Raw genomic sequence first — 14,077 nt, 5'->3', positions numbered from 1 at the left:
AAATCAAACGAGGCTCTGAGTATTTTCTCAGAGCCTCGTTTGTCTACAGTCTGAGCCGCCCTGTCCTATGACAGAGCGGCTTTTGACTATCTATTCATATTTTTTGCCGTGCAGCCCCACAGCCCTTTATTTTTGACTGTTCTGATCGTCCCACCAGTCCATATGGTGCAGGTACCAGTCGCAGGTGTTTTGAATGCCTGAGCTCCAGGACGTCCGCGGCGTCCAGTTCAGCTCATCGTGAATCTTGTCGGCGTTGACCGTGAACAGCTTATCCTTCGGGCCGGGTGCCGGCGCATTATCGAGCTGCCCGGCGGATTTGCCGAAGGCGTCGCAGAGGGCCTGCACCGTTTCGAGGTCGCTCTTTTCCGAGCCGCTGGCGATGTTGTAAATCTCGCCGGGCTCGCCGTTGAACAAAATCCGGTCGATGGCGCGGCAGTGGTCGTCGACGAAAGTCCAGTCGCGCACGTTCTGCCCCGTCCCCGGCGCGTCGATGTCCTGATTGTGCAGCGCGTGGATGATCGTCTCAGGGATCAGCGCGTTGGGCTCCTGCGCCGGTCCGTAATTGGCCGTGCTCCGCGAGATCGTCACAGCGATGGCGCGGTGGCTGCCGTAGGCGAGGACGAAATTGTCCGCCGCCGCTTTGGACGCCGCGTAAACCGAATCCGGCTTTGGCGCCTCGGTTTCGTAAATCTGGTGGTCATCCCCGAGGGCGATCGCCGCGTACACGTCCGCCGTCGACACCTGATGAAACCGCGGCACGCCGCAATTCACGCAGGCTTCGACCAGCCGCACAGTCCCGTTCACGTTCGTGTCCAGGCAGGCGTCCACCCCGCCGCTTTTTCGGCCGACCGACGCGAAATTGATCACGACGTCGGGCTTTTCGACCTTGAGGATGCTCTCGATCGTCGCCTGATCGGTGATGTCCGCTTCGATGAAAGCGAAATCCGGCGCTTCAAAGGCGTCGCCGAGGTTTCTCAGATTGCTGCGACGTTTCAGCGCGTCGACGCAGACCAGCGTGTCCCACGGGTGATGCTTGCGCCAATAATGTATGAAATTGCTGCCCACAAAGCCGGCGCCGCCGGCTGCAATGATTTTCATGTGTCTGTCCCTCCTGTCCGTAATCGTGAAGCGCATAAGGCGCGTGTTTTTAATTTAATCTGATTATATTATATCGTATCTTATTTAAGAATCACATAAAAAAGCCAGCTCATTTCATGAACTGGCGTATAAATTGCAAATCTTTTAAACAATCAGATCTTCGTGATGTCGACGAGGGGAATATCCGAGAGGTTGCGCTTGCTTTCGAGGCAGCCCAGCAATGCCCGGACCGTATCCAGCGCCGTCATCAGCGTGACGGAATTGTCGACGGCCTTCCGTCGCATTTTGACTTCGTCGATGCCCGGCTGGCGCCCCTTCGTCGAGGTGGAGACGACGTAGTCGACTTCCCGGTTTTCGAGGAGGTCGCCGATGTTCGGCCGCGCTTCGGACAAGCGTCTGACCACGTGAACCGGCAGCCCGTTTTCGCGCAGCACCTTCGCCGTGCCGACGGTCGCGTTGAGTTTGAAGCCGAGATCGTGGAACCGGCGCCCGATGTCGATGATTTCCGGCTTGTCTCGGTCTCGCACCGTGAGCAGCACCGCGCCCTGGCGGACGATGTCCTGGCCGGCTCTGGCGACGAAGCCCTTGTAGATCGCGTCTTCGAAGGTTTTTGCGACACCGAGAACTTCCCCGGTGGATTTCATTTCCGGCCCGAGCTGGGTATCGACGTCTTCCAGCTTCGAGAAGCTGAAGACCGGCACCTTGACCGCGACGTGATCCTTCACCGGATGCAGCCCGGAGTGTTCGACGCCCATATCCTTCAGGGTTTCGCCCATCATAATCCGGGTAGCCATGTCGACCATCGGCACGTCGGTCACCTTGGAAATGTACGGGACGGTCCGGCTGGAACGCGGGTTGACTTCGATGACGTAGACCGTTTCGTCCATCACGACGAACTGGATGTTCATCAGGCCGATGACGTGGAGCTCTTTCGCGAGCTTGCCGGTGTAGTCGATGATGGTCTGCTGCACCTTTTCGGACAGGGTGTGCGGCGGGTAGACCGAAATCGAGTCGCCGGAGTGGACCCCGGCCTTTTCGACGTGTTCCATGATCCCCGGAATCAGGTAGTTTTCGCCGTCGCAGATCGCGTCGACTTCCACTTCCTTGCCCATCAGGTATTTGTCGATGAGCACCGGGTTGGTGATTTCGTGGGAGGTGATGATGCCCATGTATTCGCGGACGTCGTCGTCGGTGTGGGCGATGATCATGTTCTGCCCGCCGAGGACGTAAGAAGGTCTCAAGAGGACCGGGTAGCCGAGGCGGTTGGCTTCTTCGACCGCTTCTTCAGTCTTGAAGACGGTGCCGCCCTTCGGACGCGGAATGCCGCAGCGTTCGAGGCATTCGTCGAAGAGCTCGCGGTCTTCCGCCGCGTCGATGTATTTCGGGTCGGTCCCGAGAATCGGCACCTTGATTTCGTCGAGGTGCTGGGTCAGCTTGATAGCCGTCTGGCCGCCGAACTGGACGATAGCGCCGTCGGGCTGTTCCGTTTCGACGATGGCCCGGACGTCTTCCGCAGTCAGCGGTTCAAAGTACAGCCGATCCGAAGTGTCGAAGTCGGTCGAGACCGTTTCCGGGTTGTTGTTGACGATGATGGCTTCGTAGCCAAGCTCCCGCAGCGCCCAGGCGCAGTGCACGGCGCAGTAGTCGAATTCGATCCCCTGGCCGATGCGGATCGGGCCGGAGCCGAAGACCATGATCCGCTTTTTGCTGCTGGCGTGTTCTTCCAAAAATTCTTCCGCTTCGTTTTCGGTGTCCCGAGTCGAGTAGAAGTACGGCGTTTCCGCGTCGAATTCCCCGGCGCAGGTGTCGACCATTTTGAAGGACGCGTATTCCGGCATTGTGATCTGCTTTTCGACGGCTTCTGGCAGCTCGACGTGGCAGGTCTTCGGGTTGTAGGGCAGGTGGGTCAGCCGGGCGATCGTCGAATCGAGGAAGCCGAGCTGGCGCGCGACGGTGATGCGTTCGGCCGCGCGGTCGTCGCCGATGCCCTTTTCGGTCAAATCCCGTTCCATGATCGCCAGGTGGCGCAGCTTGTCGAGGAACCACATGTCAATCATCGTGATCGCGTGGATCTGATCCATCGGGATGCCGCGGTACAGCGCCTCGTAGACCACAAAGCAGCGTTCGTCGTCCTTGCGGCCCAAAGCTTCGACAATTTCTTCGTCCGAGGCCTTGCGGTATTTTTCGACCGACAAGGTGTCGAAGCCCAGCTCGATGGAGCGGATGGCCTTCATCATGCCCTGTTCGAAGCTGTTGCCGATGGCCATGATTTCCCCGGTGGCCTTCATCTGCGTGCCGAGAGTCCGTCTCGCGTAAACGAATTTGTCGAAAGGCCATCTCGGGAATTTGACGACGATGTAGTCGATAACCGGTTCGAAGCAGGCCGGCGTCTTGCCGGTGATGTCGTTGGTGATTTCGTCGAGGCTGAAGCCGACGGCGATGAGGCTGGCGATCTTGGCGATCGGGTAGCCGGTGGCCTTCGAGGCCAGCGCCGACGAGCGGGAGACTCTCGGGTTGACTTCGATGACCGCGTAGTTGAAGTTGTCAGGGTTCAGGGCGAACTGGCAGTTGCAGCCCCCTTCGACTTTGAGGGTCGAGATGATTTTCAGCGCCGAAGTTCTGAGCATCTGGTACTCTTTGTCCGACAGGGTCTGGCACGGTGCGACGACGATGGAGTCGCCGGTGTGGATGCCGACCGGGTCGAAGTTTTCCATCGAGCAGACGGTGATGACGTTGCCCTTGCCGTCCCGCATGACTTCGAATTCGATTTCCTTCCAGCCGGAGATGTCCCGTTCGATTAAGACCTGATGAATCGGCGAGAGCCGCAGCCCGCGGGTCGCGATGCGGTGCAGGTCGTTCGGGGTCGCGGCGATGCCGCCGCCGGTGCCGCCGAGGGTGAACGCCGGGCGGACGATGACCGGGTAGCCGATGGAGGCCGCGAAATCCATCGCGTCGTCGACGGATTCGACGACCTTGGACGGAATCGTCGGTTCGCCGATCTGGCGCATCGTGTCCTTAAAGGCCTGTCGGTCTTCGGCCTTGTCGATGGTTTCCACGTCCGCGCCGAGGAGCTCGACGCCGTGTGCTTCGAGGAAGCCGCTGCGCGCCAGGGCCATCGACAGGTTCAATCCCGTCTGGCCGCCGAGGGTCGACAGCACCCCGTCGGGCTTTTCCTTCAGGATGACCCGCTTGACGACGTCCTCGGTCAGCGGTTCGATGTAGACTTCGTCGGCCATCGCCTTGTCGGTCATGATCGTCGCCGGGTTGGAGTTGATGAGCACGACCTCCAGCCCCGCCTGGCGCAGCGCCTTGCAGGCCTGAGTGCCGGCGTAGTCAAATTCCGCCGCCTGTCCGATAATGATCGGGCCGGAACCGATGACCAGTACTTTCTTCAGTTCTTTCTTTAAAGGCATCCTTCCTGTCCCCTTTCCATTAAATCGGTGAATTTTTCAAACAGATAGCGGGTGTCGTTCGGGCCGGCGCTCGCTTCCGGATGGAACTGGACTGTGAAGGCGTGGATGTCCGGGTAGGCGATGCCTTCGCAGGTGCCGTCGTTCATGTTGATGTGGGTGATCTGCCCAACCGACGGGTCCACCGTGTTGTTCACCACCGCGTAGCCGTGGTTCTGGCTGGTGATGTAGACCCGGTCCTGGGTTAAATCCTTGACCGGCTGGTTGAGGCCGCGGTGGCCGAATGGCATTTTTTCGGTTTTGGCGCCGTTGGCCAGCGCCATCAGCTGATGTCCGAGGCAGATGCCGAAAATCGGCTTGCCGTAGTCGATGAACCGCTTGATGTTGTCGATGACCTTGACGTTGTCCGTCGGGTCCCCCGGGCCGTTGGACAGCATGATGCCGTCCGGGTTGAGCTCGCGGATATCTTCCATCGTCGCGTCCCAGGGCATGACCGTCACGTTGCAGCCGAACTGGAGCAGCTTTTCGAGAATGTTGTGCTTGTAGCCGAAATCCATCAGGGCGACGTGGTTCGCGCGGTTTTCCCGTTCGTAATACCAGTCCAGCTTGGAGACGGACACCTTCGGCACCGGGTTGACGATTTTGTAGCTGCGGATCTTTTCCAGCAGCTCGTCCTTGTGGGCGTACACGTCCTCGGTGGTGATGGCGCCATTCATCGTCCCCTGACGGCGGATCTTCCGGGTCAGCTGGCGGGTGTCCACATCCCAGATGCCGACCTTGCCCTGGCTTTTCAGGAAGGCGTCGATCGTCCCCGCTTCTCTGAAGTTGGACGGCGCTTCGCACCATTCCCGAACGATGTAGCCGTTGACCCAGCTCTTCGAGCTTTCCATATCGCTGCTGTTGATCCCGTAATTGCCGATTAACGGGTAGGTCTGCATGACGATCTGCCCGCAGTAGGACGGGTCAGTCAGCACTTCCTGGTAGCCGGTCATCCCGGTGGTAAAGACGATCTCGCCGATGGTGGTGCCTTCGCAGCCAAAATGATAGCCCTGATAAATTGAGCCGTCCGCCAGGAGCAGGTAGGCCCGTTTATCCTTTTTAAAATATGACATCAGATACCTCTTTCTCTTGCAATGCTAAACGCCAAACGGTCCCATCACTCCTATCTTACAGCGAGAGAATCGCGGTCCGGGCCGACGCCGACGTAGTGAATCGGCGCGCCCACCTGGTCTTCGATGAATTTGATATAGTTCTTTGCGTTTTCCGGCAGGTCGTCGATCTTGCGCACGTCGGTCGTCGAGGTCTGCCAGCCCGGCAGTTCTTCGTAAATCGGTTCGACCCGTTCCAGATCGTCGGTGTTCGGGAAGTAGTCGATTTTCTTGCCGTCCAGCTTGTAGCCGGTGCAGACCTTGATGCTTTCGAGGAAGTCCAGCTTGTCGAGCTTGCACAGAGCCAATTCGTCAAAGCCGTTGACCAAATTGGTGTAGCGGATGATCGGCAGGTCGAGCCAGCCCAGACGGCGGGAGCGGCCGGTTCTGGCGCCGAATTCGTCGTCGTCCTTGGTGCCGTCGCCGCGGATGATCGCCAGCTGCGGGCTGTCTTCGTCTTCAGTTGGGAAGGGGCCAGCGCCGACGGCTGAGGAGAAGGCCTTGGCGACGCCGATGACCTTGTCGATTTTCTTCGCCGGGAAACCGCCGGTAACCGCCGCGTAGGCGCCGGACGGGCAGGACGAGGTGACGTAGGGGTAAATCCCCTGGTCAATGTCCTTCATCGCGGCCAGCTGTCCTTCGAACAGGATGTTCTTGTCCTGATCCAAATAGCTGTGGATGTAAGAGATCGGTTCGACGATGCGGTCCGCGAACTTGTCGGCCCAGCCTTTAAGCTTCGCGTCGACCTGTTCGATGGTGACGGCTTCGCCGCCGTAAGCGACGAGCATTTTGTTCACGACGTCGAGGTAGTTGAGCATCTTGTCATGAGCGCGGTCCAGATCGAGGAGGTCTTCCGCTCTCAGGTTCTTGCGCAGCATTTTAAAGGCGTAGCAGACGCCGATGCCGCGTTTGGTCGTGCCGATGCCGCCGTGGCTTTCCATCAGCGCGTCGAGCTCCTGATGGTAAGGCATCAGCAGATGGGCCTTGCCGGAAATCTTCAGGTTGTCTGTCGAGACGCCCGCGTCTTCGACCTGCTGCATTTCTTCAGCGAGCACGTCTAAATTGACGACGGTGCCGGTGCCGACGAGGCATTCGCCGTTTTTATTGAAGATCCCGCTCGGGACCAGGTGAAATTTGAAGGTGCCTGCGTCGTTGACGACGGTGTGGCCGGCGTTGTCGCCGCCCTGAAAACGCACGATCAAATCCTGCTGGTCGCAGAGATAATCGATGATCTTGCCTTTGCCTTCGTCTCCAAACTGAGCGCCTACGAGTACAGTTACTGCCATGTTTATTACATCCTTTCCCGGCAGCTTGCGCCGCCAGTTTTATTTTTCCAAAAAAAACCACAATACTGTGGTCATTATAACACACACATTTATTTTGATAAAGCGCCAACATTGGAATATAATAGACAAAACCCATAAAATTTTAATTTTTTTAATTGTCAGGGGAGTCATGAAAATCTTAACTTTATCTGAGGCGCTGAAGCGCCGTTATCACACCAAGGTCTACAAATTGTCCCTCTCCTCGGGGTGCACCTGCCCCAACCGGGACGGCACCCTCGGCACCGGCGGCTGCACCTTCTGCTCGGCCGGCGGCTCCGGCGATTTCGCCGCGGACCCCGCGCCCCTAGGCGAACAGCTGGCTGCGGCCAAAGCCCTGGTCGACCCGAAATTCCCGAAGCACATCGCTCCGGAAGACCGCCGCTACATCGCCTACTTCCAGTCCTACACCAACACCTACGTCAGAAACGGCGCGGAGCTCGCCCGGCTGGGGGCCCTCTACCGCGAAGCCATCGCCCGGCCCGAAATCGTCGGCCTCGCGGTCGGCACCCGCCCGGACTGCCTGCCCGATCCCGTGCTCGACATGCTCGCGGACTTAAACCGCGTCAAGCCCGTCTGGGTGGAGCTGGGCCTGCAGACTGTCCACAAGGCCACCGCCGAAGCCTTTCACCGGGGCTACACCCTCGGAGTGTTCGAATCAGCCTACAAGCGGCTGGCCGAGGCCGGCATCCCGGCGGTCGTGCACGTGATCCTCGGCCTGCCCGGCGAAACGCGGGCGATGATGCTCGAGACGGTCGATTATCTCTCAACACTCTCGCCGACCCTGCCGGGCATCAAGCTGCAGCTGCTCCACGTGCTCAAGGGGACAGCCATGGGCGAGGCCTACCTCAAAGCCCCCTTCCCGGTGTTCACCTTCGAGGCCTACACCGACCTTGTCGTCGACTGTCTGAAGCGGCTGCCCGAGGCCACCGTCATCCACCGGCTCACCGGCGACGCACCGAAGCGGCTTTTGATCGCGCCGAAATGGTCCGCCAACAAGCGGCTGGTGCTCAACACCCTGCGCGCGAAAATCGCCCGGGCTTAATATTTACATATAGAAGGGAAAACAACATGCACGATTTTGCCAACAAAACGGCCTTGGTCACCGGCGCCTCCCGGGGCATCGGTGCCGCCATCGCCGAAGCCCTCGCTCAAAGGGGCTGCCATTTGATTTTGACCTGCGAACGTTCGATGGACGCGCTGACCGACTTGTCGGTCAGGCTGTCGGCCACTTACGAAGTGCCGGTCACGCCGGTGCGCTGCGACGCCGGGGACGCCGAACAGGTCGCGGCGCTGTTTGACGCCCACGTTCACCGCCTCGACATTTTAATCAACAACGCCGGGCGCTCGGTCACCGGCCTCATTCAAGACCTCACCCCCGAGGCCTGGGACGATTTGATGCGCACCAACCTCTCGTCCTGCTTCTACACCTCCCGGCTGGCCATCCCGAAATTCCTAGCCGGCGGCAGCGGGGCCATCGTCAACATTTCGTCGGTCTGGGGCGACGTCGGCGCCGCGGCGGAGGCCGCCTACTCGGCGACCAAGGGCGGGGTCGCCGCCTTCACCCGGGCTCTGGGCAAGGAACTGGCGCCGAGCCACATCCCGATCAACGCCCTCGCCTGCGGCTTCATCGACACAGCGATGAACGCCGAGTACAACGACGCTGAGCGCGAGGCCATCCGCGCCGAAATCCCGGCGGACCGTTTCGGCACCCCCAAAGAGGCCGCGGCGGCCGTCGTGCGCCTGCTGGAAATGCCCGACTACCTGACCGGCCAGGTGATCCGCCTCGACGGCGGCTGGATCTAATCCGCCCTCAGGTCTAAAAACCACAGTTTGATGTCTTGAAGTTACACCTATTTGTGGGCGGCGTTATCTTGAAGTTTCGGGCTTTTTGATGTACAATTAAAAGTACAATTGGGGAAATAGGGTATACCCATAAATACGTTTTCGCAAATGCGATGAGGAGGGAATTTAATGAATCAAAAACAATTAGACCGCATGCAGAAAGAACCAGGGTTCATTGCCGCACTCGATCAAAGCGGCGGCAGCACACCGAAGGCGCTGAAGGCCTACGGCATTCCAAAGACCCGCTATCGCAACGACGACCAGATGTTCGACCTGGTTCACGAAATGCGCACCCGCATCATGACCAGCCCGTCCTTCACCAGCGACAAAATCCTGGCCGCGATTCTATTTGAAAATACGATGGACCGCAAGGTGGAAGACAAATACACCGCCGACTACCTCTGGGACGTCAAGGGCATCATCCCGATTTTGAAGGTCGACAAGGGCCTGGCCGAAGAAAAGGACGGCGTCCAGATGATGAAGCCGATGCCGCAGCTCGACGATCTGCTGAAACGCGCCGCGAAGCGCCACATCTTCGGGACGAAAATGCGCTCGGTGATCCACTCGGCCAACAAAGCCGGCATCAAAGCCATCGTCGACCAGCAGTTTGACATCGCCAAACGCATCATCGCCGCGGGCTTCGTGCCGATCATCGAACCGGAAGTCGACATCCACGCCGAAGACAAGGCCGAAGCGGAAAAACTGCTCCACGCCGAATTCAAATCCCATCTTGCCGCGTTGGAAGACGGCGACAAGGTCATGTTCAAGGTGACGATTCCGACGGAAGCCGGGCTCTATTCCGACATCATGAAGGACAAACACGTCGTGCGCGTCGTCGCCCTGTCCGGCGGCTACACCCGCAAGGACGCCTGCGCCAAACTCGCCCAGAACCCGGGCCTGATCGCCAGTTTCTCGAGAGCGCTGACCGAAGGGCTGACCTGCCGCATGAACGACAAGGATTTCAACTACATGCTCGCCGATTCCATCGACAAAATTTATCAGGCCAGCATCAAATAAACGGAATTTGTGCTTCTCAGCCGCTGCCGCTTGCAGCGGCTCTTTTTTTGTTCTAAACTAATATTATTATTTTAGTGTAAGTTAAGCACTTGTTAGGATTTATTAAATAATTGATAAAGAAAGGAGGCGGTGATATGGCTGACGCCGCGCGCAAGTCGGACCCGTCGGATTTCGCCCAGGGCAGCTTGACGCGCATCATTCTTCATCAGGCGGTGCCAGTGATGCTCGCCCAGATCGCCCAGATGCTCTACAACATCGTGGACCGCATCTACATCGGCCACATGCCGGGCACGGGCGAGGCGGCCCTGAGCGGGGTCGGGCTGGTCTTCCCGATCATCACGATCATCGCCGCCTTCACCAACCTCTACGGCACCGGCGGCGCGCCGCTGTTCGCCATCGCCCGGGGCGCCGGAGACGACGCCCGCGCGAAGAAAATCCTCGGCAACACGACGGCGCTGCTCGTCGGCACGTCCTTCGTCCTGATGGCGGTGGGCTACTGCTTCGAGAAGCCGGTGCTGATCCTCTTCGGCGCCGACGCCCACACCCTGCCCTACGCGGTGGCCTACACCCGGATCTATTTGATCGGGACGGTGTTCTCGATGTTCGCAACGGGGCTCACCCCCTTTATCAACGCCGAGGGCTTCCCGCGCACGGGGATGATCACGACGGTGCTCGGCGTCGTCATCAACTTCGCCCTCGACCCGGTGTTCATCTTCGCGCTGGGCCTGGGGGTCGCCGGCGCGGCTGTCGCCACGGTGATTTCCCAATTCGCGGCGGCGCTGTGGGTCTTCCGGTTCATGACCGGCGACCGGGCGGTGCTGAAAATCGACCGGCCGTCTCTGCACCTCGAGGGCGGGCTCGTCCGGCGCATCGCCGCACTGGGCACCTCGGGCTTCATCATGAACTGCACCAACGCCCTCGTCCAGATCGTCTACAACGCGACGCTGTCGGCCATCGGCGGCAGCCTCTACGTCGGGATCATGACAGTCATCAATTCGATCCGCCAGATGGCGGAGCTGCCGGCTTTGGGGCTGACCTCGGGGACGTCGCCGGTCATCGGCTACAATTACGGCGCCAAGGCCTACGACCGCGTCAAAAGGAGCATCCGCATCATGTTTGCGCTGACCTTTGCCTTCAGCCTCGGGATCTGGATTTTCATCTCGGCCTGTCCCCACCTGCTGATGGCGATCTTCACCGGAAGCGCCCGAATGATCGCCGCGGGCCAGCACGCCGTGCGCGTCTACTTTTTCGGGTTCGTGTTCATGAGCTTTCAGTACACCGGCCAAACGACGTTCCAGGCCCTGGGCAAGCCGAAGCAGGCGATTTTCTTCTCACTGCTGCGCAAGGCCTTCATCGTCGTGCCGCTGACGGTGCTGCTGCCCAAATGGCTCGGCGTCACCGGCGTGTTCGCGGCCGAGCCGATCTCCAACGTCATCGGCGGGCTGGCGAGCTTCACGACGATGATGCTCACCGTCTACCGCAGGCTGCCGGCGGACGGTGCCCAATCGACAAAAAAATAAATCAAAAAACGGCAAAGCAAAAAGCCCCGGGGGTTCCCGAGGCTTTTCTGCATTTTTATAAGGGATCTCTTCGGATGCGGGCACGCCCCCCGCTTTCTTTAGAAATCAGCTTCTGAATCATCTAAAATTGCGTTTCAGAAGATATTTTTATTCTACCCATAGGGGTATCTGTTGTCAAGGCCATTTTCTCGGTTTTTTGTGTAATTTTTTCTTTCGTCTAATTTAATTTTTACAAAAGCAAAAGTATTTTTCATTTTGTCTAAATATCGGCCAATTTAAACGATTTTCTTCCGAATTTTGTGAATAAATGTAAAAGTGTATATTGACTTTGCATCAGGATGACGATATAATGAAAACAACATCATTCTGGGAAATCAGAACGATGATCTTAGGTTTACACATTGCAGCGATTGATTATTTATAAGGAACAGACAGATGAAGAAAATTGTTAACGACGAACGACTCATGATCAAAATTTGCGATATGTATTACAATCAAAATTTAAGCCAGAAATCGATCGCGACGAAGCTCGGACTCTCCCGTCCGACCATCTCCAGAATTATCAGCAACGCCCGCGCGACCGGCGTCGTCACCATCACGATCAAGAACCTCGAAATGACGAATTACGTCGAGCTCGAGCACAAGATCGAATCGATTTACGGCCTGAAGGAGGTTGTCGTCGTCGACCATTACGACGATCCCGTCAAGCAGAAGGAAGAGCTCGGCCAGGTTGCGGCCGACTACCTGAAGCGCATCGTCGTGGACCGCGACGTCGTCGGCGTCTCCATGGGCTCGACCCTCTACGAGACGGCCAAACACCTTGACGCCTGCTCGGCGAAGAACGTGTTCTTCGTCCCGATGATCGGCGGCATGGGACATCTGCGCAGTGAGCTGCACTCCAACACCCTCGTTCAGCTCATGGCCCGCAGATTTGGAGACGGCAAATTCATCCCGATGCACGCGCCGGCCCGGGTCGCCAACCGCACCATCCGCGACGAGTTTCTCCACGAAACCAGCATCGCCCGGGTGATCAAAATGTGCGATTCGCTGGATATTGCTTTAGTCGGCATCGGCTACCCGAACAAGACGTCGGCGATCATGGCCACCGGCTATTACACCGAACAGGAAATGAACGCGATGAAAAAGGCGGGCGTGGCCGGCGATATCTGCATGCAGTTTTTCGACGAACACGGCGACACGGCGCCCTTTAAAAAGCAGAACACCGTCATCGGCATCGAAATCAAAAAACTCAGGAAGGTACCCCACGCCATCGGCGTGGCCTCGGGCCTCGAAAAGCTCAACGCCATCAAGGGCGCCATCGAGGGGAAATACATCAACACGCTAATTACCGACGTCGACTGCGCGACGCAGCTGGCGGAGAATAATTAAATTATTTCTTTTGTTTAAACCAATTTGTTTTATAAGGAGATTTGTTAAAATGGATGAAATACTCAATCTGGATTTAAATGATATGGCGCAAACGGAGTTTGACTGCTCCTGCGGGAGACATCACAACTTCTCGATTCACGACGTCGCCATCGGCAGCGGCACCATCAACAAGCTGCCTGAAATTGCTGCGCCTTTCAAAGAAGGCCAGATCCTGATGGTCTACGACAACAACACCTATGAAGCCGCCGGCAAACAGGCGCACCAGATCATGGTCGACGCTGGCTTCAACGTCAAGGAACTCTTGTTCGACCGCGGCGACGACATCCTGATTCCGGACGAATCCGTTGTCGGACGCATCCTCCAGGAACTCTCCGGCCCGACCCCTGAAGACACCCGCCTGATCGTCGGCGTCGGCTCCGGCTCCATCAACGATTCCTGCAAATACGTTTCATTCCACTGCCACCTGCCGTACATCATCGTCGGCACGGCACCTTCAATGGACGGCTACGTTTCCGACGGCGCCCCGCTGATGAGCGCCGGCAGAAAAATCTCCTACCCGGCACACCTCGCCTACGGCGTCATCGGCGACACCAACATCATGAAGGATGCGCCGCAGGAACTGATCGCGGCCGGCTTCGGCGATGTCGTCGGCAAGATCACCGCATTGGCCGACTGGGATCTGGCCGTCAAGGTCAAGGGCGACTACCGCTGCAACACCTGTGTCACTCTCGTACAGCGCGCTCTGGACAAATGCTTCTCCAAATCCAACCTGCTGCCGCAGCGCGATGAAGAAGCCATCAAATACTTGATCGAAGCGCTGACCTTAACCGGCGTCGCGATGGCATTGATCCGCATCTCCCGCCCGGCATCCGGCGCGGAACACATGCTCTCCCACTTCTGGGAAATGGATTACGTCGACCGCGGCTTGAACCCGATCCACCACGGTACCCAGGTTGGTGTCGCCACACCGGTCATCGCCCGCTTCTTCGAAGAACTGGCCGACATCCTGCCGGAAGGTACTGGCGCGCTCTGCCCACGTCACGAAGAAATCGAAAAACTCCTCCGCGACGGCGGCGCACCGGTCTCACCGAAGGAAATCGGCATCTCCAGAGAACTCTTCCACAACAGCCTGCTCAAGGGCTACACCGTCCGTCCGCGCTACTCCGTCATGGAATTCGCGAAGGAACACGGCCGCCTCGAAGAAATCGCCGACAAGATCACCGCTGAACTTTACGACTAAGTCAATCTAGCGAAAGCATCTGCCCCCTCGGCAGGTGCTTCCGCTTTGCTTTTTATCCGATTTGTAAACAATTTTAATATTAATACGA

Annotated in this window: 10 protein-coding genes; 6 read left to right on the top strand and 4 right to left on the bottom strand. The window is 58.1% G+C overall.

What is annotated here, in order from left to right; all coding sequences use genetic code 11:
• Nucleotides 1-126: 126 nt before the first annotated feature.
• The 4 genes from QZX60_RS08265 to QZX60_RS08250 all read right to left on the bottom strand — a co-directional run bounded on the left by QZX60_RS08265 (nucleotide 127) and on the right by QZX60_RS08250 (nucleotide 6,942).
• Nucleotides 127-1,098, bottom strand: coding sequence for a dTDP-glucose 4,6-dehydratase (locus QZX60_RS08265; protein WP_295363591.1), 972 nt, complete (start codon nucleotides 1,096-1,098; stop codon nucleotides 127-129).
• A 152-nt stretch (nucleotides 1,099-1,250) separates the two neighbouring features.
• Complete coding sequence (gene carB / locus QZX60_RS08260; protein WP_295363588.1) at nucleotides 1,251-4,511, bottom strand: carbamoyl-phosphate synthase large subunit; 3,261 nt, start codon at nucleotides 4,509-4,511, stop codon at nucleotides 1,251-1,253.
• On the bottom strand, nucleotides 4,502-5,620 hold the full coding sequence (locus tag QZX60_RS08255; RefSeq protein ID WP_295363584.1) for a carbamoyl phosphate synthase small subunit: 1,119 nt from the start codon (nucleotides 5,618-5,620) through the stop codon (nucleotides 4,502-4,504). Before QZX60_RS08255 ends, carB begins: the two co-directional genes overlap by 10 nt.
• 50 nt (nucleotides 5,621-5,670) lie before the next feature.
• Nucleotides 5,671-6,942 (bottom strand): adenylosuccinate synthase, encoded by a 1,272-nt coding sequence (locus QZX60_RS08250; protein WP_295363581.1) that lies wholly within the window; start codon nucleotides 6,940-6,942, stop codon nucleotides 5,671-5,673.
• Between the two features lie 169 nt (nucleotides 6,943-7,111).
• On the opposite strand from QZX60_RS08250, the gene QZX60_RS08245 reads away from it, so the two are divergent.
• The 6 genes from QZX60_RS08245 (at nucleotide 7,112) to QZX60_RS08220 (ending at nucleotide 13,989) form a co-directional block, all read left to right on the top strand.
• Complete coding sequence (locus QZX60_RS08245) at nucleotides 7,112-8,023, top strand: TIGR01212 family radical SAM protein (RefSeq protein WP_295363578.1); 912 nt, start codon at nucleotides 7,112-7,114, stop codon at nucleotides 8,021-8,023.
• A 26-nt stretch (nucleotides 8,024-8,049) separates the two neighbouring features.
• Nucleotides 8,050-8,784, top strand: a complete 735-nt coding sequence (locus QZX60_RS08240; protein ID WP_295363575.1) for an SDR family NAD(P)-dependent oxidoreductase — start codon at nucleotides 8,050-8,052, stop codon at nucleotides 8,782-8,784.
• A 168-nt stretch (nucleotides 8,785-8,952) separates the two neighbouring features.
• Nucleotides 8,953-9,840, top strand: coding sequence for a fructose bisphosphate aldolase (locus tag QZX60_RS08235; protein WP_295363572.1), 888 nt, complete (start codon nucleotides 8,953-8,955; stop codon nucleotides 9,838-9,840).
• Nucleotides 9,841-9,974: 134 nt separating this feature from the next.
• A complete protein-coding gene (locus tag QZX60_RS08230; RefSeq protein ID WP_295363569.1) occupies nucleotides 9,975-11,360 on the top strand; it encodes an MATE family efflux transporter in 1,386 nt (461 codons plus the stop codon).
• Nucleotides 11,361-11,795: 435 nt separating this feature from the next.
• On the top strand, nucleotides 11,796-12,749 hold the full coding sequence (locus QZX60_RS08225) for a sugar-binding transcriptional regulator (RefSeq protein WP_295363566.1): 954 nt from the start codon (nucleotides 11,796-11,798) through the stop codon (nucleotides 12,747-12,749).
• Nucleotides 12,750-12,798: 49 nt separating this feature from the next.
• A complete protein-coding gene (locus tag QZX60_RS08220; protein WP_295363563.1) occupies nucleotides 12,799-13,989 on the top strand; it encodes a sn-glycerol-1-phosphate dehydrogenase in 1,191 nt (396 codons plus the stop codon).
• Nucleotides 13,990-14,077 lie beyond the last annotated feature (88 nt).

The sequence above is a fragment of the uncultured Pseudoramibacter sp. genome (genome assembly GCF_903789625.1).
Lineage (GTDB): Bacteria > Bacillota > Clostridia > Eubacteriales > Eubacteriaceae > Pseudoramibacter > Pseudoramibacter fermentans.
Note: the sequence above shows the minus strand (reverse complement) of the source record. Positions and strands in the feature narration are given on the sequence as shown.